This window comes from Bacteroides fluxus YIT 12057 (assembly GCF_000195635.1).
In the GTDB taxonomy this organism is placed as follows: Bacteria; Bacteroidota; Bacteroidia; order Bacteroidales; family Bacteroidaceae; genus Bacteroides; species Bacteroides fluxus.
The window spans coordinates 193,976-216,356 of record NZ_GL882623.1; the positions used below are offsets into that span (position 1 = coordinate 193,976).

16 protein-coding genes, 1 tRNA gene and 4 pseudogenes are annotated in these 22,381 nt (G+C 46.8%); 11 read left to right on the forward strand and 10 right to left on the reverse strand.

Going from position 1 to position 22,381, the window contains the following annotated elements; translation table 11 throughout:
- Positions 1 to 552: 552 nt before the first annotated feature.
- Both HMPREF9446_RS19360 and HMPREF9446_RS19365 read left to right on the forward strand, forming a co-directional pair.
- Positions 553 to 993: pseudogene (locus HMPREF9446_RS19360) on the forward strand (GNAT family N-acetyltransferase); the annotation flags it as partial.
- 102 nt (positions 994 to 1,095) lie between these two features.
- Positions 1,096 to 1,479: pseudogene (locus HMPREF9446_RS19365) on the forward strand (GNAT family N-acetyltransferase); the annotation flags it as partial.
- Between the two features lie 40 nt (positions 1,480 to 1,519).
- Here HMPREF9446_RS19365 and HMPREF9446_RS06600 read toward each other — a convergent pair.
- From HMPREF9446_RS06600 to aroB, 3 genes are all read right to left on the reverse strand, one after another.
- A tRNA-Pro gene (locus HMPREF9446_RS06600) sits at positions 1,520 to 1,593 on the reverse strand.
- 125 nt (positions 1,594 to 1,718) lie between these two features.
- Complete coding sequence (locus HMPREF9446_RS06605; RefSeq protein WP_009124701.1) at positions 1,719 to 2,480, reverse strand: NigD1/NigD2 family lipoprotein; 762 nt, start codon at positions 2,478 to 2,480, stop codon at positions 1,719 to 1,721.
- Between the two features lie 138 nt (positions 2,481 to 2,618).
- Positions 2,619 to 3,680 carry a 3-dehydroquinate synthase gene (gene aroB / locus HMPREF9446_RS06610; RefSeq protein ID WP_009124702.1) on the reverse strand — a complete coding sequence of 354 codons (1,062 nt, stop codon included), beginning with the start codon at positions 3,678 to 3,680 and terminating at the stop codon, positions 2,619 to 2,621.
- A gap of 200 nt (positions 3,681 to 3,880) precedes the next feature.
- Here aroB and HMPREF9446_RS06615 point away from each other — a divergent pair, with 200 nt between their 5' ends.
- From HMPREF9446_RS06615 to cls, 3 genes are all read left to right on the forward strand, one after another.
- Positions 3,881 to 4,288, forward strand: a complete 408-nt coding sequence (locus tag HMPREF9446_RS06615) for a hypothetical protein (protein WP_009124703.1) — start codon at positions 3,881 to 3,883, stop codon at positions 4,286 to 4,288.
- Positions 4,289 to 4,404: 116 nt separating this feature from the next.
- Positions 4,405 to 7,323: an outer membrane beta-barrel protein gene (locus HMPREF9446_RS06620; protein WP_009124705.1), complete on the forward strand. Its 2,919-nt coding sequence runs from the start codon at positions 4,405 to 4,407 to the stop codon at positions 7,321 to 7,323.
- Between the two features lie 128 nt (positions 7,324 to 7,451).
- A complete protein-coding gene (gene cls / locus HMPREF9446_RS06625; protein WP_009124706.1) occupies positions 7,452 to 8,891 on the forward strand; it encodes a cardiolipin synthase in 1,440 nt (479 codons plus the stop codon).
- On the opposite strand, the gene rsmD is transcribed toward cls, so the two are convergent.
- The 3 genes from rsmD to HMPREF9446_RS06640 are packed head-to-tail and all read right to left on the reverse strand — an operon-like array spanning position 8,888 to position 10,896.
- Entirely contained in the window at positions 8,888 to 9,421 is a 534-nt protein-coding gene (gene rsmD, locus HMPREF9446_RS06630) for a 16S rRNA (guanine(966)-N(2))-methyltransferase RsmD (RefSeq protein ID WP_009124707.1), read from the reverse strand. The two genes, cls and rsmD, sit on opposite strands and share 4 nt — an antisense overlap.
- Positions 9,412 to 10,191 carry a DUF3822 family protein gene (locus HMPREF9446_RS06635; protein WP_009124708.1) on the reverse strand — a complete coding sequence of 260 codons (780 nt, stop codon included), beginning with the start codon at positions 10,189 to 10,191 and terminating at the stop codon, positions 9,412 to 9,414. The genes rsmD and HMPREF9446_RS06635 overlap by 10 nt, the downstream gene beginning before the upstream one ends.
- 18 nt (positions 10,192 to 10,209) lie before the next feature.
- On the reverse strand, positions 10,210 to 10,896 hold the full coding sequence (locus HMPREF9446_RS06640) for a hypothetical protein (RefSeq protein ID WP_009124709.1): 687 nt from the start codon (positions 10,894 to 10,896) through the stop codon (positions 10,210 to 10,212).
- Between the two features lie 95 nt (positions 10,897 to 10,991).
- Here HMPREF9446_RS06640 and HMPREF9446_RS06645 point away from each other — a divergent pair, with 95 nt between their 5' ends.
- From HMPREF9446_RS06645 to HMPREF9446_RS19065, 3 genes are all read left to right on the forward strand, one after another.
- On the forward strand, positions 10,992 to 12,410 hold the full coding sequence (locus tag HMPREF9446_RS06645) for an ATP-dependent DNA helicase (RefSeq protein WP_009124710.1): 1,419 nt from the start codon (positions 10,992 to 10,994) through the stop codon (positions 12,408 to 12,410).
- 76 nt (positions 12,411 to 12,486) lie between these two features.
- Complete coding sequence (locus HMPREF9446_RS19060) at positions 12,487 to 12,675, forward strand: hypothetical protein (protein WP_245532249.1); 189 nt, start codon at positions 12,487 to 12,489, stop codon at positions 12,673 to 12,675.
- Positions 12,665 to 12,982 carry a hypothetical protein gene (locus HMPREF9446_RS19065; protein WP_245532250.1) on the forward strand — a complete coding sequence of 106 codons (318 nt, stop codon included), beginning with the start codon at positions 12,665 to 12,667 and terminating at the stop codon, positions 12,980 to 12,982. Before HMPREF9446_RS19060 ends, HMPREF9446_RS19065 begins: the two co-directional genes overlap by 11 nt.
- Before the next feature lie 448 nt (positions 12,983 to 13,430).
- Here the strand turns inward: HMPREF9446_RS19065 and alaS are convergent, their stop codons facing one another.
- A complete protein-coding gene (gene alaS / locus HMPREF9446_RS06655; protein ID WP_009124713.1) occupies positions 13,431 to 16,052 on the reverse strand; it encodes an alanine--tRNA ligase in 2,622 nt (873 codons plus the stop codon).
- Between the two features lie 232 nt (positions 16,053 to 16,284).
- On the opposite strand from alaS, the gene HMPREF9446_RS06660 reads away from it, so the two are divergent.
- The gene (locus HMPREF9446_RS06660) at positions 16,285 to 17,253 is read left to right on the forward strand and encodes a M23 family metallopeptidase (protein ID WP_009124714.1); all 969 of its coding nucleotides are present in this window, start codon (positions 16,285 to 16,287) and stop codon (positions 17,251 to 17,253) included.
- On the opposite strand, the pseudogene HMPREF9446_RS18665 reads toward HMPREF9446_RS06660, so the two are convergent.
- A pseudogene (locus HMPREF9446_RS18665) lies at positions 17,250 to 19,003 on the reverse strand (AAA family ATPase). The gene HMPREF9446_RS06660 and the pseudogene HMPREF9446_RS18665 sit on opposite strands and share 4 nt — an antisense overlap.
- A 44-nt stretch (positions 19,004 to 19,047) precedes the next feature.
- Between HMPREF9446_RS18665 and HMPREF9446_RS19280 the strand changes: the two are divergent.
- On the forward strand, positions 19,048 to 19,179 hold the full coding sequence (locus tag HMPREF9446_RS19280; RefSeq protein WP_009124722.1) for a hypothetical protein: 132 nt from the start codon (positions 19,048 to 19,050) through the stop codon (positions 19,177 to 19,179).
- A 330-nt stretch (positions 19,180 to 19,509) separates the two neighbouring features.
- Here HMPREF9446_RS19280 and HMPREF9446_RS06670 read toward each other — a convergent pair whose 3' ends face one another.
- The gene (locus HMPREF9446_RS06670; RefSeq protein ID WP_009124724.1) at positions 19,510 to 19,719 is read right to left on the reverse strand and encodes a hypothetical protein; all 210 of its coding nucleotides are present in this window, start codon (positions 19,717 to 19,719) and stop codon (positions 19,510 to 19,512) included.
- Between the two features lie 264 nt (positions 19,720 to 19,983).
- Between HMPREF9446_RS06670 and HMPREF9446_RS18230 the strand changes: the two are divergent.
- Positions 19,984 to 20,422 (forward strand): annotated as a pseudogene (locus tag HMPREF9446_RS18230) (helix-turn-helix domain-containing protein).
- A gap of 47 nt (positions 20,423 to 20,469) precedes the next feature.
- Here HMPREF9446_RS18230 and HMPREF9446_RS06685 read toward each other — a convergent pair.
- The gene (locus HMPREF9446_RS06685) at positions 20,470 to 22,362 is read right to left on the reverse strand and encodes a glycoside hydrolase family 97 protein (RefSeq protein WP_009124726.1); all 1,893 of its coding nucleotides are present in this window, start codon (positions 22,360 to 22,362) and stop codon (positions 20,470 to 20,472) included.
- Between the last annotated feature and the right edge of the window lie 19 nt (positions 22,363 to 22,381).

The window sequence follows — 22,381 nt, forward strand, 5'->3', positions numbered from 1 at the left end:
ATTCTTGCATCCGGTGCCGTGCGTGCTCCTTGATGGGTGTGTAGTGTATCCGGATTCATCCTTTAGGGAATAGATGTTTTTTCTTTGCAGGGCTTATACTTAATGCGGAAAGGTATCATGTAGAATGCTTGCAGGCCTTATGTAACACTTCGTCCCACGTACGTGTGCCCGCCGGTTCAGGTACGTGGGCTCGCCGGTTTACATGCCTGAACCGGCGGGCCCACGTACCTGGGACGAAGTGTTGAATTAGCTGTAAGCATAAAATGTATAAGGCAGATAAGGATTTAGGGTTATTCTTTTTATGGAAATGAAGCTAATAAGTCAAGGGGCTAATTCAAAGCTTAAGTGAAGCCGTGTAGGGAACTGTTGCTGAAGTCGGCAGATTCTGTCCGGATTGTTACTAAAAACGAGGAGAGTTTTTTAGTGAGACAATCTGGTGAAAGTTTCCAATAAAAAGTGTATCTTGCCCCTTTTTCTATAGGTGGCATATCATGGTATGGAGTTTGGTAGCTTCCTGATAGGGATAAAATGTACAATAAAACACTTGAATGAATGATAATTTCTTTAATTACGGTTGATAAGAAACGCTACCTGGATTTGTTATTGCTGGGTGATGAACAGGAGTCTATGATAGACCGCTATCTGGAACGTGGCGAACTGTTTGTCCTTGAGGACAATGGTGTAAAGGCTGTTTGTGTGGTGACGGATGAAGGAAACGGAGTTTGTGAACTGAAGAACATAGCTGTGAGCCCTTCTTCACAACGGCAAGGATATGGCAGGAGGATGATAAACTATCTGATGGACTATTATTGGGACAAATATGGCCGGATGATAGTAGGTACGGGTGATGTGCCGGGTACATTGGGGTTTTATAAAAGCTGCGGTTTTGAGCTTTCCCACCGCATTGAAAACTTCTTTACCGATAATTATGACCATCCTATCATTGAAGAGGGGGTACTTTTAAAGGATATGGTATATTTAAAACGAAAGATGAAGACGGATTTTGTAATTAGGGAAGCGCAAAAGTGTGATGCTCCGGAATTGAGAGAATTGTACCGGAATACGGTTCTTACAGTAAATAAGCGTGATTATTCACAGGCTGAGGTTGAAGACTGGGCTTCATGCGGAGATGATCTTGCAAAGTGGGAAGCAATGATAGAAAACCACTATTTCGTGGTGGCGGTGAATTGGCAATTCCGGATAACCGGTTTTTCGTCCGTCACCCCGCAAGGATATTTGCATTCGATGTTTATTCATAAAGATTATCAAAGCCGAGGAATTGCGACTGTGCTTTTGGGAGAAATAGAACGATATGCCATGGAGCATCACATAACGCGGTTGACTTCTGAAGTGAGTCTGACCGCCCGTGGATTCTTTGAAAAACAGGGATATGTAGTGGAAAAGGAACAGAAGCGGAGAGCGAACCAACTGTTACTGACTAATTTCTGGATGACAAAGGACTTGTTTATAAAAAAATAAGGAGTTAAGTTTTATTTCTTAACTCCTTGATGCTCGGTAGTCGGGATGACAAGATTCGAACTTGCGACCACACGCCCCCCAGACGCGTACTCTACCGGGCTGAGCTACATCCCGAATTGCGGTTGCAAAAGTAGTGCTTTATTTTGAAATAGCAAATAAAATCTTTAGTTTTTTCTAAAAAACGCACCTTTCCTTCATTTTAGGAAGAGGTGCGATAAAGATGGAGTGAGGTTGGCGGATCAATTTAAAGACAGGTGTGCGTTACCTCTTGTCGCTGTGAGGGCAGGAGTGGGGGGCGTAACGGACTTCCTTGTACAATAATCAAATTCGGCAGATTTATCACCGCTGAATGATTTCCATTTTAGTTTCAATTTGACGGTTTTGCCTTCCGTATCGGGCAGCCCATCCAGCTTGAACGCTACCAAAGCATCTTGATTTTCTCCGTATGTATCGCCGTTGGCATTGTGGCGGAACTCTACTTCATAAGGATTATCCGGGTTCTGGCTTAATAACAGATTGACGAAATGTGTTTTGAAAGGGTCTCCCCATACGGTTCTGAAGCGAAGAGTCAGATAGCCGTCTTCCGCTATTGTCACCCAATCATTGACTATCTCTACAGGATCTGTGCCATATACTTTATCATTCTCTTCGCCCAAGTCTGCTGCGATAGGCTTTGTCAAGATACTGTCTATCCAGTTCACATGTACGGCCTTACTGTATTTACTGCTGGGGTTTTCTACTTCTGTATAGTTCACCAAGGCTCTCACTTCTTTGTCTCCGAAGGGAGAGGTGCTTAAATTGGTGGGCAATAATGTGGTTTCATCATCCAGTTGCAGGTAGAGAGTGTTGTCTGCATCTGCTTTTACTGTTACAAGTGCATTAGGTATTTTTCCGTAATAATAGTGGTTGTCATCGTCATCCAAGCAAGATTGGAAACTTACGGTGCAGACAACTGCAATGGCAATAAGCAGGCTGTTTTTAAAAAAGGAACTCATCTTCATAGTCTATTTCTTTATTAGTTGAACAATCGGAATAGGTTTTTATTCATAAATGAAATGAATATTCAGTCAAAAACCTGCATGCTATATTGTTAATTAATAATAATGCTTGAGTAGAAAGACGGTTCCCCGCATTCGGAATTATACGCCCATACACTCCCGATAGAAATCGAACATCTCGAAAATCATTTCCTTGTCTGCCGTCTGGTTGAGACAGATATCTCCGACTTCCTTCAATAAAGTGAAGTTAATGGTACCGGCAGTATTCTTTTTATCATGTTTCATCAACTCGTACAGTCGGTCATACTGTTTGCAGTTGAATGAGAATCCACCATAATTCTCCTTGATGAACTGAACGGTTTGGCGCATCTTTTCCTTGGGAAATCCAGTCTTGATATAAGAGAGGTATAATTCACAGACAATCCCCCATGCCACAGCGTAGCCGTGCAAGACCGGACGGCTTTCGGCGAGTGCAAGGCTTTCGAAAGCATGCCCCACGGTATGACCGAGGTTTAAGGCTTTGCGGATGCCGTGTTCCAGAGGGTCTTCTTCTACAATCTTTTCTTTGACCTGTACAGAACGGCCTACCATTGACTTCAATAAGGCATAGTTTATTTTCTCCGTATCAAATGCCAGAAGTTCGGCTAAGTGTTTCGGAGTACTGATGAGCCCGTGTTTTAACATTTCGGCGTAACCGGAGAAAAAGTTGTGGGCATCAAGGCTACGTAGAAACTCGGTTTCCAATAATACGCAGGCGGCAGGGGAAAAAACACCGATTTCATTCTTCAGCCCGTTGAAGTTGATGCCGGTTTTTCCTCCTACGGAAGCGTCCACCATGGCTAAAAGAGTAGTAGGTATATTGATATACGTGATTCCTCTTTTGAAAGTGGAAGCGGCAAACCCACCGAGATCGGTGACCATTCCACCACCTAGATTGATGAGTAACGAGTGGCGGGTAGCTCCTCTTTCACTCAAAGCTTGCCATACGGAAGCCAGTGTTTCCAGGTTCTTGTGTACATCTTCTGCACCTATGATAATTTCTTCAGCCTCTCTGAGGGCAGGGATACCGTCAAGTTGTGGCAGGCAAAGGCGGTGGGTATGCTCGTCGGTGAGAATGAAAAGTTTGTCATGGGGGCATTTATCAATGGCAAGTGTCAGGCTGTTTTCCAACTCTTCGCAAAGGATTACTTCTTGTTTACTCATCTTGTTGATTACGGATTACGAATTACTGATGTTACGGATCATGAAGAAATGGGAGTCTTCTTCATGATATTGTGGCACAAAGATAGCTCTTTTGGCAATAAAACGTTATCTTTGTTCCGTGAAATTCTATGGGTGGTAAGACGTTTCCTTCATCTGCTTCCCATCATTTGTAATTAGTAATTTGTAATTGATTGATAGAAATGAAAGCTTTACTGCCCCTATATTGTCGTCCTTTGGGATATTTTGTGATTGCCTTGGCTTTGTTCCTTCCTTTTATCATGTTGATGATGGGAAGAGTGACAGATGCGAACTTGTTGTTCTATAAGGAGTGTTCCAAGTTGCTGATGATGTTGGGTGCCTTGATGATCATTTTTGCTTTCAGCAAGAACGAAAGCCGTGATACGGAACAGATTCGTAACAAGGCTACCCGTAATGCCATGTTCCTGACGGTACTTTTTATTTTTGGCAGTATGCTCTACAGGGTGGCAAAAGGTGATTTCCTTTCTGTAGATTCTTCCACATTTCTCATTTTTCTGATTTTGAATGTTCTTTGCCTGGAATTTGGTATAAAAAAATCGACAGTTGATCGATTGTTTAAGCGGGATTAGTCGATAAATAAGACAAAACATCTTGTGCGGCATTAAACCTTTTGTCTATAAGTTTGTCAAATGAAACAGTGAATAAAAGACATTGTTCATTTAAAGAATAGACAAAGAATAGACACATGAAGAAAATTATGACAGGGATGGCGTTGTTGTTGCTGACAACGTTATCTGTTTTCTCACAAACTCAAAAGATTACGGTAAAGGGCCGTGTTCTGGAGGACACCAAGGAGCCTGCTATACAAGCTACCGTGCAGTTGCTTTCATTGCCCGACAGTGTTCAGGCATCAGGGGTGGCCACTTCCAGCATGGGATTCTTTTCCTTGCCTCCGGTAAAACCGGGAAAATATGTACTGAAGGTTTCCTATATCGGATTTAAAACTTTGTGGCAGCCCATGCAGCTTTCCGGTTCCACTCCGCAAAAGAATGTGGGGGTACTGACTTTGGAAACGGATGCAATAATGTTGGCGGAAGCCGTGATTACGGCTGAGGCTCCGCAAGTACAGGTCGTGGAAGATACACTGGTTTATAACTCTTCTGCCTATCGTACGCCGGAGGGGGCCATGCTTGAAGAGTTGGTAAAGAAGCTTCCCGGTGCCGAGGTTGATGATGAAGGTAATGTCAAAATCAATGGTAGGGATCTCTCGAAGATTATGGTGAACGGCAAGGAGTTCTTTGGCGGTGACGTGAAGACCGGTTTGAAAAATTTGCCGGTAGATATGATTGAAAAGTTGAAAACTTATGATAAGAAGTCGGACTTGGCACGTATCACGGGCATTGACGACGGTGAAGAGGAGACGGTGCTCGATTTGTCGGTAAAGAAGGGGATGAATCAGGGGTGGTTCGGCAATGCCGATGTTGCCGGTGGCACGGAAGACCGTTACATGGGCCGTCTTATGTTGAACGGCTTCATGGATGATACTCGAGTGTCTTTGATAGCCTCTGCCAATAATGTGAACGACCAGGGCTTTTCCGGGGGAGGAGGCGGACCGCGCTGGCGCCGTAACAATGGTTTGAATGCTTCGAAGGTAATTGGTCTTGACTTTGCCACCCAGACCTCCAAAATAGAGTTGGGAGGTAGCGCACGCTATAACTATAGGGATGCGGATATCATGAGTATCGGTTCTACGGAAGATTTTTTGCCGGACGGTAATTCTTATTCCAACTCAAACAGCAAGCAGCGTAACAGGAATAACAGTTTCAATGCGGATTTCCGTTTGGAATGGAAGCCGGATTCCATGACAAATATTATTTTCCGCCCTGATGTATCGTATGGCAAGACGGATAATCTCTCGAACTCGGAGAGCGGTACGTTCAGTTCCGATCCTTACAGCCTGGTGACCGATCCCAACAACTGGCTGACTTTGGAGAAGATTCTCAATCCGGATGATGATCCTTTGAGAAACATCCGTGTAAATGCCATCAATAGCGGTTCGTTGAGCGACAACAAAAGCCTTTCCACAAATGCGACTTTACAGCTGAACAGGAAGCTGAACAATAAAGGACGTAATATAACTTTCCGGGGCAGATTCGGTTACACGAACAATGACAACAACCAATATACGGAGTCGGAGACCCACTATTTCCAGTTGATGAATTACCTGGGAGGAGACTCTGTATTGATTCGTAACCAGTATATTACGACCCCTACCAAGAATTACAATTACAGTGCGCAGTTAACCTACAGTGAACCGATAGCCCGCGCCACTTTCCTTCAATTCAGCTATCAGTTCCAGTATAAATACAGTGAGAGTGACAAGACCACTTACGACCTGCAGGGGTTCCCGGATTGGGGATTGTCAACTCAGCTTCCTGCAGGTTATGAAGAGCATGCTGTAGATAGCTTGGGCAAGTATGCCGAGTACCGCTATTACAATCATGATGCTTCTGTCTCTTTGCGTTTCATTCGTGAGAAGTATCAGTTGAGTGCGGGAATGTCGTTCCAGCCGCAACATTCGGTGTTGTCTTACAAACGGGGTGATTATATGATTGATACTACCCGCAACGTGTTCAATTTTGCTCCGAACCTGGATTTGCGTGTGCGCTTTTCTAAAGTGAGCCAGTTGCGTCTGACTTATCGGGGACGAAGCAGCCAGCCGAGTATGGAGAACTTGTTGCCGATTGTCGATAACTCCAACCCGCAGAATATCCGTGTCGGTAACCCGGGGCTGAAGCCGGCCTTCACTCATAACATGCGTTTGTTCTACAATACTTATAATGCAGAGAAGCAACGGGGCGTCATGTCTCATTTTAATTTTTCGGCAACGCAGAACAGTATCAGCAACAGTAGGGTCTATAATTCTGAAACCGGTGGATGGACTACAACCCCGAAAAACATCAACGGAAACTGGAATGCTTTCGGTATGTTGGGTTTCAACACGGCGCTCAAGAACAAGAAATATACCATCAACTCTTTCTCGAATGCCAGCTACCAGAACAACGTGGCTTATCTGACGGACAGCAAGACAAAAATGGAGAATAAGAATACCACGACCAATCTCACGTTGGTTGAACGTCTGAATACCTCTTATCGTAATGATTGGTTTGAATTCGGGTTGAACGGAACCATTTCTTACTCCATAGAGAAGGATAAACTTACTCCGGATAACAATCAGGAACCTTATACCTTCTCTTATGGTGCCAATACTACCGTGAATATGCCGTGGAGTATGAGTGTTTCTACTAATATCGCTAATCAGAGCCGTCGTGGCTATACGGACAGCAGTATGAACCGCAATGAACTGATTTGGAACGCACAAATCTCACAAACTTTCTTGAAGGGGGCGGCTACTGTCAGTTTCGAGATGTATGATATCTTGAAGAGACAGAGCAATATCAGCCGTTCTTTGACGGCAAGTGGACGTTCTGTATATGAGTACAATGGTGTGAACAGCTATTGTATGCTGCACTTTATCTATCGTCTGAATATATTCGGAGGCAAGGCAGCCCGTGACAAGATGCAAAATAAGCGTGGATTCGGTGGTCCGGGATTCGGACCGGGCCACAGACCTGGCGGATTCGGAGGGGGAAGACGTTTCTGATAGGTATTAAGTGATTGACATGAAGTGCCTAAAGCGCACTTTATGTTAATCTCTGTAATCTCTGGTGAAAGTTTCTGTGTTTTTCCTACATTTGTTATAAACTTAATATCCCCAAACTTGTAGGAAATATGTTCGATTGGAACTACATAGCCAGCCTGATTGCTACAATAGCATTTGACATTGTTTATTTTGGTGCCATTATTGGAACGATTGTGGTCATTATCCTCGACAACCGCAATCCGGTGAAAACAATGGCATGGATCCTGATACTTATGTTCCTGCCGGTTGTCGGCCTGATATTCTACTTCTTTTTCGGAAGAAGCCACCGCCGTGAACGTATTATAGGAAAGAAGAGTTACAGCCATCTGCTGAAGAAACCGATGGCGGAATATATGGCGCAGAACTCCTGTACCTTGCCTATGGCTTACAGCCGTTTGATTTCTCTGTTCCGGCATACCAACCAAGCTTTTCCTTTTGACGGTAATCGCGTAGAGGTCTATACTTCGGGACTTTCTATGCTGCAATCCCTCTTGCGGGAGTTACAGAAAGCCAGGCGGCATATCCATTTGGAATTTTATATCTTCGAAGATGACGCTATCGGGCGTCTGGTCCGGGATGTCTTGATAGAAAAAGCCCGTGCAGGAGTAGAGGTACGTGTGATATACGATGATGTGGGCTGCTGGCATGTTCCTAACCGCTTTTTTGAAGAAATGCGGGAGGCCGGCGTAGAGGTAAGAAGTTTCTTGAAGGTTCGTTTCCCGCTTTTTACCAGTAAAGTGAATTATCGCAACCACCGGAAAATAGTGATTATCGACGGTCGTATCGGTTTTGTCGGTGGCATGAATCTGGCGGAACGTTATATGCGCGGTTTCTCATGGGGAATCTGGCGGGATACCCATTTGTTGCTGGAAGGCAAAGCGGTGCACGGGCTGCAAACCGCTTTCTTGCTCGACTGGTATTTTGTGGACCGTACTTTGATTACTTCCGCCCGTTATTTCCCGAAAATAGATGCCTGCGGTACTTCCTTGGCGCAAATTGTGACCAGTGAGCCTGTCGGCCCTTGGAAAGAGATTATGCAGGGGCTTGTCATGGCTATCAGTGGTGCGAAGAAGTACTTCTATATACAGACTCCCTATTTTTTGCCTACTGAGGCGGTGCTCATAGCTATGCAAACCGCTGCGTTGTCGGGAGTGGATGTGCGTTTGATGCTACCTTATCGTGCGGATAACTGGCTGACGCATTTGGGATCTTGCTCTTATCTGGCAGATGCCCTTCGTTCGGGCGTCAAAGTTTATTTCTATAAGAAGGGATTCCTGCATTCCAAACTGATGGTCTCGGATGACGAGTTATCTACGGTAGGTTCTACCAACGTGGATTTCCGCAGCTTTGAGCATAACTTTGAGGTGAATGCGTTTATCTATGATACGGAAACGGCACTCCAGATGCGTGAAATCTTCATGCTGGACCAACGGGATTGCGTACAAGTCTTTCTGAAGAACTGGGTCAAGAGACCGTGGTACCGGAAAGCGGCAGAAAGCGTTGTAAGGTTGATGGCACCGTTGCTTTAGCGGAAGAACGAAAAGTTCACGCTGCCATATACCCGTCTTTCCACAAAGTGCGGATTATCCTCAAAGTTGTTTTTCTTACCGTGTTCCAGTACAAACAGTCCGTCTTCTTTCAACAGGTTATTTTCAAAAATGAGGTCGGGAATTGTTTCCAGTCCGGTAAGCTCGTATGGAGGGTCGGCAAAGATAAAGTCAAATTGTTCCCGTCCGCTTTTAAGGTACTTGAATACATCACCGCGGACAGGCAGGCATTTGTCTGTCTTTACTTCCTGCATTATCTTGCAGATAAAAGAATGGTGGTCGCGGTCTTTCTCTATGCTGATGACTTGGTCACAGCCTCTGGAGACAAGTTCGATACTGATACTGCCTGTACCGGCAAAGAGGTCGAGGGCACGTACACCATCTTCAAAGTCCATGTAATTGGATAATACATTGAACAGATTCTCTTTGGCAAAATCCGTAGTCGGACGTGCCTTGAAGGAATGGGGCACATCAAAACGTCTTCTCTTATATATTCCACTGATTACTCGCATACGTTTATGGCTTGTAGGTCAAGATTGGCGGCGGGATTCATGATGAATACCTGCCGGATGAATTTTCTTAGTTCAGGCAATAGCTGCTCCTTATTGGATAGGGTGCCGGTAAGATGCAGTTCGTCGCGCTCCTGTTCAAAACCGAGCTTCTTCCATATATATAATAAGTAGTAGATGCGGTCTGCAGTCGTGTCGCATCCGAAAGAGTTGGCAAGCAGCAGCCGTCCGCGTTCGAATCCGTATATATCTACCGCGTCTTTTCGCAGATGGGCGTATATTTTCCGGCTGTTGCCTAAGCGGCTTTTGGCGGCGAAGAACTCGATAAACGGGCTGGACTGAGAATAAAATTTTACATTAGGGTATTGCTCGCGTAGAAAGGTACAGGCGCTTCTGTCCATTCCGAAGAGTACGACAATATTGTTCTTTTGCAGGATGTTGTACTGAACCAGTTCATTTTCCCGCTTCGGGTGATTGTGATAGAAAACAGTTTCCGCCTGTTCATCTTCAAAGAATTCCAGAGGAATGAAGGTGAAACGCTTGTCGGCCATCAGTATATTTACACGGCGGTAAGGGCGGCTTAACCATTCCATTTCGCGGAAAGTCTGCTTCAGGTTGGCGGTGAGGGAGAGGTTTTCGTCCACTTCATGGTCGTAAAAGGTAAGCTCACCTTCAGCCATAGGATTGAAGACAGAAAAAGAAAATCCATCCGTACTGAGACGGATGGATAATGTATATTGTTCCGATTTATTAAAATCAGTCGTTTCTATCATACGTATTTCATCGGGGGATTATTCCCAGTTACCAGCGTTGTTGTTGGCTGTTTCCAGGCTACCGATCATCAGACCGCAGTACTTGCCAAGTTTGGTTTGTACATCCTTGATGTTAGCAATTTCCTGTTGGTCCAGACCGTTCAGGTAAACTTCATACGGAGTCTTTACTTCGAGCAGACAGAAAGGAGCGCCGGATTTGGCGGTATCGTTTTTGATAGCCATTTCAAACTGTGCACCGTTTCCGAAAGGAACATATCTCATGGAGTCGGCATTGAATCCTCTCGGGAAGATTGTATCCAATACAGCTACCCACAAAGTGTCACGTTTGAAGTTTTCCAATCCCCATTTCTTGACTTCATCATATTTGCCGGTTTTTTTGGCTTTGTTGATGATGTTGACAGCTTTCTTTTCAGTCAGACCGTCTTCCAACTGTTTATCGTTCAGTTCACCTTGTTTGAAGATGAACGGTAATTTCTGGTTCTTGACGAAATCAATCAAAGAGTCAAAGCTGGCGGTGTACTGTTGGTTGTGCAAAGTACGATATTCCAACTGTGCCTTGCGAATGTCCATAAGACGTGCGATAACCGCTGCATCTCTGTGCTTCTTTGCTTTTTCAAAGTTAATAGGCCCCATAATGCTGGCATAGCAGATGTAAACCAAAGCCAGAGCACATAGGCCTAAAATGACATTAAATACTGTTTTCATGATAAATATGTTTTTTAGTTGTTATATTCGCACCGCAAAAATAAAAGAAATAAATTTAAAAACGATAGTTCCCTTTACTTTTTTCTGTTACAAAAATGATAAATAACTATTTAGAAAGGCAAATTAAGGAAAATTTTCCTTATCAACCAACTCCTGAACAAGAAATTGCAGTAAAAACTTTGTCGGAGTTTCTTCTGGCATCCCGTAACGAGAGGGTGTTTCTGCTCCGTGGTTATGCCGGAACGGGTAAAACCTCGTTGGTTGGCGCTTTGGTGCGAACGCTGGATAAGTTACAACAGAAGTCTGTATTGTTGGCTCCGACCGGGCGGGCTGCCAAGGTTTTTTCTGCATACGCGGGACATCCGGCATTTACAATTCATAAAAAAATCTATAGACAGCAATCTTTTTCTAATGAGACAGGTAATTTCTCGGTGAACGATAATTTGACAACCCATACTCTATATATAGTCGATGAGGCTTCGATGATTTCCAACGAGGGGCTGTCTGGAAGCATGTTCGGTACGGGGCGGTTGCTGGATGATTTGGTGCAGTTTGTCTATGCCGGACAGGGGTGCCGGCTTCTGCTGATGGGAGATACGGCCCAGTTGCCTCCGGTGGGGGAGGAGCAGAGCCCCGCGCTTTTTGCGGAGGCATTGAAAGGTTACGGACTGGAAGTGATGGAAGTTGATCTGACTCAGGTGGTACGCCAGGAGCAGCAGTCGGGTATCCTGTGGAACGCTACCCGCTTGCGCCGGCTGATTGCGGAAGATGTCTGCAACAGCCTTCCTAAAATAAAGATAACAGGTTTTGCTGATGTCAAGATGCTGCCTGGCAATGAGCTGATAGAGACTTTGTCTTCTTGTTACGACCATGACGGGATGGAGGATACCATCGTGATTTGCCGTTCCAACAAGCGTGCGAATATATACAACAAAGGTATCCGGGCTCAAATCCTCTGGCAGGAAGATGAATTGAATACGGGTGACTTGCTGATGGTAGCGAAAAATAATTATTTCTGGACAGAGAAGATGAAGGAAATGGACTTTATTGCCAATGGTGAGATAGCGGTGGTACGCCGTGTGCGCCGTACCCGTGAACTGTACGGTTTCCGTTTTGCGGATGTTACCTTGGCTTTTCCGGATTATGATGATTTCGAACTGGAGGTGAATCTTCTGTTGGATACCTTGCACACTGATGCTCCGGCATTGCCTAAAGCGGATAATGACCGCCTCTTTTATGCCGTGCTTGAAGATTATGCCGATATCGGCACTAAGCGTGAACGGATGAAGAAAATGAAGGCGGATCCTTTCTACAATGCCTTGCAGGTAAAATATGCGTATGCCGTTACTTGTCATAAGGCACAGGGCGGGCAGTGGAAAAATGTATTTCTCGACCAGGGGTATATGACGGATGAGTATCTGACACCGGATTATTTCCGTTGGCTCTACACTGCCTTTACCCGTGCCACGGGGACGCTTTATCTGGTCAACTACCCGCAGGAACAAATGTATTGAAAAAGAGATGGATACCGGTGCAGTATTCCGGCGTTTTTTGTATTTTTGTAGATAGAACAACTCAAATCGGACATTTATGAAAAAACTATATGCTCTCTTGGCGCTGACAGTGTTGCTGTTCACGATTTCCGGTTGCGAGGATGATTATCGCAGCATGGTGCTTTTCGAAGGGGCGGAACCTGTTTATGAGATTGGAACGTGTGACAATAGGGTATCCTCCCTGTCGTTCTATCTCTGTCCTTGGTTGGATATTGGTGCCGGATAAGGAATGCTCCAATTTTCTGGAGAAAGGTGTATTGGAAATCTACCGGACAGGAAAAGAAGATAAGCCTCTTGTGGGGCGTTATGACACGGTTCCCGTGGAGGATGAGGACGGAGATACATACGCATTGTGGCAGTTTACTTATAATGGAGAGCAGAGGCTTTTTACACGGACTGTCACAGGGAATGAAGGTAGCAGTGTGATTAAATGTGTACTTGCAGAAAATGTGACACCTTTCTGCTCTTCCGGTTTGCTGCCCGAGGGGGTACTGGTTATTTACCGCGAGCAGTTCACGGTTCGGATGGAGTGATGGTGGTTTAGTGGAAATTTTGTCAAGAGCAGATTTATGGAAGATTAACGGACGGGAGGTGTGGGGCTCCCGTTTTTGTTTCAGTAACGGATGATGTGTTTGCTCCGGATGCATCATCTATTCGCCTTGAACGTATGATGCATCTGTTCCGAACGCATCATCTGTTTCCATGCACTTCATACTCCGGAATTGCGCAGGTTATCTACCGGAATTACGCAGTTTTTTTGTTCAAATGCCAGTTGTTCAGACTGATGAGATGCGTTATTTCAGTATCCGACCTGCCTTGTAGGAGCAGAAAACGTGCGTCGTTTCAAATGGGAAGCTTTGAGGGGAAAAAAGAAACGGAGAAGCATTGCCTCTCCGTTTATCCTAGTTTAAAATTGAAGTATTTATAAATTGACTTTACAAATATACGACTTCTGAAGCGCGATGTCAAGCTTTCCGCCCATTAAATGGCGGCCAGTTCGATTACTTTATCTACCGCAGCCTTTATCCCGTCAGGATTCTTGCCACCGGCAGTTGCGAAGTGGGGCTGACCGCCGCCACCGCCTTGAATCAGCTTGGCGGCTTCTTTTACCAGCGCACCGGCTTTCAGTCCGCCGGCTACCAGATTGTCGCTCAGCATTACAGTCAGCATCGGTTTGCCTTCGAATACAGTTCCGGCAACGAAGAAGAGGTTCTCCGTGATTTCGCCGCGGAGCTGGAAAGCTATATTCTTGACAGCATCGGCCGGAACCATTGCCGAGCAGAACTTGATTACCTTCACTCCGTTGATTTCCTGGACGCTCTGCAATAACTTCTCCTTCAGCTGTGCTTCTTTCTCCTTCATGAAGTCTTCTACCTGCTTCTTCAGTCCGGCATTCTCGTCAATGTATTTGCGGATGGCAGCGGACAAGTCGGGAGCGTTGTTGAAGAGTGCCTTCAAATCGCGCATGGTATCTTGGAAGGTATCCAGCATTTCTTCTACACGTGCACCTGTGTAAGCTTCGATGCGGCGTATACCGGCAGCTACGGAACTTTCAGATACAATCTTCACCATACCGATGTTTCCGGTGGCGGCTACATGGGTACCTCCGCAGAACTCGATGGACGAGCCGAACTGGATGACACGCACATGGTCACCGTACTTTTCACCGAAAAGGGCGATGGCACCCAACTCCTTGGCTTCTTCGATAGGAATGTTGCGGTATTCCTTCAGAGGTATGTTGGCACGGATCTTGGCGTTGACGATGTGTTCCACCTGGCGGATTTCTTCATCGGTCACTTTCTGGAAGTGAGAGAAGTCGAAGCGCAGGGAGTCCGGAGTTACCAGAGAACCCTTCTGTTCCACATGGTCGCCGAGTACTTCGCGGAGTGCGGCGTCCAGCAAGTGGGTACATGAGTGATTGGCTGCACATGCGGCACGCTTGTCGGTGTCCACGCATGCCATCATGGGAGCTTCCAGGTGTTCGGGCAGCTTCTTGGTGATATGGATGGGAAGGTTGTTTTCCTTCTTTGTATCAATTACTTCAACGGTTTCAAACTCGTTTACCAATACCCCGGTGTCGCCCACTTGTCCACCGCTTTCAGCGTAGAACGGGGTCTTGTCCAGTACAATCTGATAAAGCGTCTGGTTTTTCTGTTTTACCTGGCGGTAGCGCAGGATACCGGTTTCGTATTCCGTATAGTCATACCCTACGAACTCGGTAGTGCCTTCTTTCAATGTAATCCAGTCCCCGGTTTCAACGGCAGCGGCGTTGCGGGCGCGTTGTTTCTGCTGCTGCATTTCGGCGTCAAACTCCTTGATGTCGGCAGTCATGCCGTTTTCGCGGAGAATCAGTTCGGTCAAGTCAAGCGGGAAACCGAACGTATCGTATAAAGTAAAGGCGTCTTTACCGCTGATTTCAGTCTTTCCGGCCGCCTTGGCATCTGCCATCGTCTTTTCCAGCAAACGGATGCCGGTTTCCAAAGTGCGGAGGAAGGAGTCTTCTTCTTCCTTGATAACTTTGGCAATCAAGTCCTTTTGGGCAATCAGTTCCGGATATGCACCGCCCATGTTCTCAATCAGTACAGGCAGCAGTTTGTACATGAACGCCTGTTTCTGTCCGAGGAATGTGTAGCCGTAGCGCACGGCACGGCGGAGGATACGGCGGATGACATAGCCAGCCTTGGCATTGCTCGGCAGCTGTCCGTCGGTGATGGAGAAGGCAATGGTACGGATATGGTCGGCAACCACACGCATGGCGATGTCCTGCTGCTGGTTGTTGCCGTAAGTGGTGCCTGCCATGTCGGCGATGGCTTTCAGTATCGGTTGGAATACGTCCGTGTCATAGTTGGAAGTCTTGCCCTGGAGGGTACGTACCAGACGTTCGAAGCCCATGCCTGTGTCAATCACTTTGGCGGGCAGCCCTTCCAGGCTTCCGTCGGCCTTACGGTTGAACTGCATGAACACGAGGTTCCAGATCTCGATTACCTGCGGATGGTCTTTGTTTACTAATTGGGAACCGGGTACTTTAGCTTTCTCTTCTTCCGAACGGGAATCTACATGTATCTCGGAACACGGGCCGCACGGACCCGTATCACCCATTTCCCAGAAGTTGTCGTGCTTGTTCCCGTTCAGGATATGGTCTTTCGGCAAGAATTGTTCCCAGTAGGATGCGGCTTCGTTGTCACGTTCCAGGCCTTCTTCGGGACTGCCTTCGAATACGGTGGCATAAAGGTCTTTAGGGTCCAGCTTCAATACATCTACCAGATATTCCCATGCCCAGGAGATGGCTTCTTTCTTGAAATAATCTCCGAAAGACCAGTTGCCCAGCATCTCGAACATGGTATGGTGATAGGTGTCATGACCTACTTCTTCCAAGTCATTGTGCTTTCCGCTTACGCGGAGGCATTTCTGTGAGTCCGCTACTCTTTTGTATTTCGCCGGGTGATTCCCCAAAATAATATCTTTAAACTGGTTCATTCCCGCGTTGGTAAACATCAGCGTGGGGTCATCCTTAATCACCATCGGAGCCGAGGGCACGATCTGGTGACCTTTGCTTTCAAAGAAACTCTTGAAAGACTCTCTGATTTCATTTGCAGTCAACATACGTCTGTTTATGATTTATGATTTTTTATTTATGATTTATAGCTTGAGACTTATGACCTGCACAATTTATGATTTAAAGAAAAAGCTGTCAGCCTTGTAGGTAATCCCCACCATCATCACTCTTATAAATCATAAATCATAAATCATAAATCTTATAATTCTTGAAAAAACTGCGCAAAGATAGCGTGTTTTTATTACTTTTGTGGCATTGACAAGCGAAATATTTCCTAAGATGCGCAAAGTTTACTACATTTATAATCCGCAGACGCAGACGTACGACCGTATTTATCCTACTGTCCGGCAGCGGGCAGTGAGCATTCTCCGCCGCCTGTTTATCGGCATGGGCTTGGGTGCGGGCAGTTTTATCGTGCTGTTGCTGATCTTCGGCTCACCGTCGGAGAAGGAGTTGCGGAAAGAAAACAGCCAACTTCAGGCGCAGTATAACGTGCTTTCCCGCCGGCTGGACGAGGCGATGGGCCTGTTGCAAGACATACAGCAACGTGATGATAACCTTTACCGGGTGATTTTCATGGCAGATCCCATTCCGTCGGCCATCCGCCAGGCAGGATACGGAGGTACCAACCGCTACGAGCATCTCATGGATATGGCCAACTCTGAACTCGTGATCAATACTACACAGAAACTGGACTTGCTGACCAAACAGCTTTATATCCAGTCCAATTCCTTTGACGATGTAGTGGAAATGTGCAAGGACCACGACGAGATGCTGCGTTGTATTCCTGCCATTCAGCCTATCTCCAACAAGGATTTGAAGAAGACCGCTTCGGGTTACGGAACCCGTATAGATCCTATTTATGGTACCACCAAGTTTCATGCGGGGATGGACTTTTCGGCCAATCCCGGTACGGATGTCTATGCTACGGGTGACGGTACGGTCATAAAGATGGGATGGGAAACCGGCTATGGCAATACGATTATTGTCGATCATGGCTTCGGTTATCAGACTTGGTACGCCCACCTGCGCGATTTCCGTACCAAAGTGGGCAAGCGGGTGGTACGCGGTGAAGTGATTGGCGGGGTAGGCAGTACCGGCAAGAGCACCGGACCGCATTTGCATTACGAGGTACACGTGAAGGGGCAGGTTGTGAACCCCGTCAACTACTACTTCATGGATTTGAGTGCCGAGGATTATGACCGCATGATACAGATTGCGGCGAACCACGGGAAGGTGCTTGATTAATCTGTCACTTCTTCGCAGACTGCCATTTCCATGCCTCGGTATACCACTACTATCCGGTGTAGCGTAGTATTACCTATGTTGTTTCGGACAGTTTCGCTGGCAGTATAGCGATTGGCTTGTTCAATGGCTTCACAGCGTAGTTGTTCCACCCGTTCGTTGCTATCTTTTCCTTTGGCATATTTCAGTTCGATGATGTAGCTGTGCTCCATGTCCTTGTAGATTTCGGTCAGCGGAAGAAGGAAGATGTCTGCATAGCCTGCTTGCGTGTCCTGTTCCGAAATCGGGCGGTAGAAGCGGTTCTGAGATGTCATGGCGAGAATGAAACCGTGTACGTAGGCTTCGCCTTTCTGCTTGTCGCGCTGGGAGGAGTAGCGGTGCAGGCAGTCGGCGATGTAACCGAAGTATGATTGCCAATCATTGTCATACGCAAGGCGAGAGGAAAGTTTACTCATTTCGTAGCTTTCGTATTGCAAATTATTCTCCCGGTAAGTATCCAGCAGGTAGTTGTACAACTGTTCGCGCACCACCTGGTTGGGGATGATTAGTTTTGTAGTACCTTTGTGCGTGCCGTCAATGGTGAGCATACCGAAATAGAACAACAAACTGATGAAATTGTCGGGATGGGTAATCTTTTCGGCAGGGAATCCTGCTTTCAATTCTCCGGTCACGAATCCTTGTTCCACCAGTTTCTGTATGATTGATGCGTCGTGGGAAAACTCCTTATCCTTACGGATGAGTATGCGTAGCTTATTGTAGTCCACACGGATATTTTCTTCCACCATGTTCTTCGGCAGTTTGCCTCCATTGCGTAGGTAGTTATCCACAAAGTAAAGCACCACATTAGAGTTGTACATCGTGGTGTGCCCATAGCTGTCTTCTGCAAAGCAGTAGTTGTCGTACCATGGTTTCATCAATGCTACTAGTTCATCCGTAGTATGGTGGAACTCGCAGGTAGTGGCATAATAGTTTAACATTTGGCGCACATCCTCTTCCGTAAATCCGGTCAGTTCATTGAACTCGGCAGACAGCGAGTAATTGGTTCCGATATTGAAGCCGCTTGTCAGGTCATCCATCGTGACGGGACTTGCACCGGTGACGAAGCAACGTTTGATGGAAGATTCCGTACCCGACTTCACGGTGTCAAAAAACTGCGTAGATAACCTGTGCCATGTGCTTCGCTTTTGTAGTCATTCAGGCAGGTTGGTTCCGATAAGATTTTGTTGGTGAAGTGGTCGTATTCATCAATAAAGAGGTAGATTTGCTGTCCGCATTCGGCGCAGCACTTGTAGAGGAAGTCCAATTGCTCTACGGCTCCATTCTTTTCGTGCATCTTCTCCTGAATGTTAGCAGGTAGACGGTCAGCATATCTCTCGCAAAAAAGGTCGAACTCCGTGCCGCAGTGTGCATCCAGCGATTGACGGTAGCAGCTCAATTCTGCATTAACCACAGCAAAGTTGAGGTAAATGATCAGATAGGAATTTTGTTCCACTGTGGGATGTTGCTCGATGTAAAGTCCACCGTATCACTTCTCGAAGTTATCTTTGTCGCGCACGTCATAATAATGGCGTAGCATGGAGACAGTCAGGCTCTTGCCAAAGCGACGTGGACGTATGTAGAAAAAGTATTTGTTGGCATCTTCTATCATAGGGATAAATACAGTTTTGTCCACGTAGTAGCAGTTGCTTTCGCGGACATCAATGAAGTTCATCATCCCGTATGGGATTCTCTTGCGTTTCGGTCTTTCGTACATGGCTTTTCCTTTTGTCAACACAAATATAGTGCAAAGAGTTCGGAATGAGAAGAGTACTTTTTCTGCTTTTGCAGGTCATTTATAAGCTCCTTGAGATAGAGGGTGAGGTTAAAGTATCTATCGATTACGCCAAACTTGAAGCTAGTGACAATACAGATGGCTTTGCCGCAGAATAGGCAGACTATCAATTGAACTATGCTCATGAAACGGCATCAACGTATTGCACCATTGTTTTCTGATGATTTTGGGGGTACGCATTGACGAAGTCAGGAAAAGCGTCGGCAGATTCTGAAAACATCACGTAGTTTTCAGAATCTGCCGACGCTTTTTTAAAATTTATCACCATCTTTTTCAGAAATGAGTGCATTGGGTTAGGTAGGGTTATTGGTAAATATCTTAAGACTTGACGTGGCTCTTTCCTGATTTTAATCTTTCACTCTTTTCTAAATGAGAACTTTGAAGTTATCCATTCTGTATAAACCTTTTGAATTTTTGACGTACAGTTTCTAAATCTTTTTCAGGATTGCGCATAATCCTTTTTTGCTATCAAAATTGAAATCATTATATGAAAGAATAGCTACTTCTATCCCGTGTTTAGGAAGGATTTTTTTACGACGTTCGTCGTAGATGCGACGTTGAATATCTCTTGTCACTACGCTCTTTTGGAGAGCGATTCTTGCTTTCTCTAATATTGCTTCTACTGTTTTATTGTTCATGATGATTGAATTGTTTATTCGCAATTATTGAAAACTGGTATATTGTGATATGAGTTCATCCAAACAAAACGTGATACTGCTTTTTGAAGAAAATTTAAACAGGGACTAAAACTTACGTTAGCTAAGTTTCATGTGCCCTACTCCATGTTCCTTTTTTACATTATTTCCATCTTTAAGATTGGCGAATGGAAGTATCGGACCTTTTTCTGACAAAGCAATATTCAAATTAAACCGCTAACTTTGCACCCAAAATAAACTGAGAATATGGAACAATTGGATGTTTTCGGCTGCTCGAATGTGTTTATAGCGAGCTATTTCACCAATGACCGTGATTGTGCCCACTACAATCGTGAGCATACCTTGATATATATCCATTCGGGAGAACTGTAAATCACCAAAGGGAGCCGGAAGACTATACTGCGTCCCGGCGATTGCGCGTTTATGAGACGTGACAATCTCATGTGGCTGCAAAAGCGGGTGAAGGAAGGTGAGTCTTTTCAAACGGGATTTCAGCCAGTATTGCGAATTGACGCCACAGAAATGGCTTATCCAACGCCGTCTTAAGGCAGTCCATGAACTTATCCGCAAAGGAGGCAGAACAGTTTCGGAAATATGCTATTCCGTAGGTTTCCGGAATCTGTCGCACTTCTCAAAGGTGTACAAGGAAGCCTTCGGAGTGGCGCCAACGGCACACGCACAGTAACCGCCGCCGGACAGGAATGTGTGCGTGGCGTGCAACAGTACCGTGCCTCACTTCTGTGGAGTAAGGCGGACCAGGAAGCCGCCACCCTGTTCCATACTGAAGGTTATCACGCTTTTGCGTGTATAGCCACCCTCTGTGAGGACGGAGCAGGCCTTCGCGTTACTGGCTGTGGGGCTGTCTGTCACGCGTGCGCATTCATATTTACCCTTGCCCAGGAATGTGAGAGGCACACTGATGTTCTTCTTGGGCTTGTCGGTCAGCGCCGCGATGTACCAGTCCCCGCCCTTGCGGTGCAGATACACCACGCAGTCCCCTATTTCGCTGGGCGGAAGCACCACGGTTTCGTCCCAGGTGGTAGGGATGGTGAGAAAAATATCGTGTGCGGGATGCCTGAGAAAATCCTCGGGGCGTCCGCCATAGCAGCGCAGCGGGCACAGGAAGATGGCACCGACTGCCACCTGATGTGCCTCCGTGGTATTGCCCATCATGGAGAAGGTCGTGGGCGTATAGTCGGCGTGCCCGGCCACAAAGCGGGTGAACGGGGTGACATTGTCCTGGTCTGCCCACGACTGTCCGAACTCCAGTCCCATGATACCCTCGCGTGCCACCTCGTTGGGGAAGGTGCGGTTGAGGCCTGTAGGCTTGTTGGAACCATGGAAGTTGATCATGAGCTGGTAGCGGGCGGCATCCTCAATGGCCTCGGCATAGTATTTGGTCACTGTCTGGCTCTCATTGTCGAAGAAGTCTATCTTCAGTCCGGCAACGCCCATGTCCTTGCACTTCCGGAAAAAACGTTGGCGGCGTTCAGCCGTCTGCAGTCCTTCTATGCCCTTGCGGTCGGGATAGGCCTTCCAGAGCAGAATCTTCACGTTCCGTTCGGCCGAGTAGTCCACCAGTTCCTTCACCATGTCCCAGCAGTCGCGGCCGTTGGCCTTGTCCTCCCAGTGGCTCCATCCCTCGTCCACCAGGTTGTAGGGTATTCCCAGTTCTGCGGCCCAGTCGGTGAAGCGTTTCATGTTTTCGAGCGTCACACTGTATCCGGCCAGCCAGCTCCATGCGCAATTGCCGGGTTTCACCCAGTCGGTATTACCTCCGAAGACTGGGGATAGAGGCGGATTTACGTCGGTGACAATGTCGTTGTTGACGATACTGTTCAGGTCGCCCGCCATTACTATGCGCCAGGGGGTAACAATGTCCCCGCCGAGCAGGGTTTCGCCTTCAAGTCTGGCACGGAAGTTGTCCGGAGAGGTGACCCTAAGGGACATTCCGCCGAAGTCGGCCAGATTGCCCTCGGTGATGCAGGAGTATATGCCCTCGGCATATCTGACGGTGACGGGAGGTCCGGCCACAGCCTTTTCGGGGAGCCTGCCCAGTTCATGGCGTCGGTAGGGAGCCTCGTAGCACTTGATGTTGTCCTGCATCCAGCATTCGGCTCCCGCAGGTATGGTGAAGTCGGTGAAGTCGTCCACCCTGACAGGCGCATTGCCGGCCTGGTATCTGTAGCGGAAAGCCACCCCCGTGTCGTATGCACGCAAGTCCATCCGGTAGGTGGTGCCTCCGGTCTCGGTGACATCCACGGTCACCTCCCTATAGGCGTTGCGTCCCACGGAATGGTTCCCCATGAGGGGATACGATGTTCTGAAGACCTTGGCCTTTGATGCCCTCATGGCTGTCACGTCATCGCCAAGACGTTCGCCGCCGACCTCCCAGAGCATCTGCGAGGGGCTGACCACCTCGGTGCCCTTGCTGGTAACGCTGTAGAGCACCCGGCCTTCATTACAGTCCACATCCAGACGGATGTTCTTCGAAGGTGACACCAGTCCGATGCGACCTTGGGCCCAAGCCCCCGTAGTCGCCGACATCAAGCTGATGCACAAGCAAATATTTTTCAAGTTCATAATGTTATGCATATATAATATGTGTTTAGATAGAAGGAACATGATACAGTGATTGGCAGGG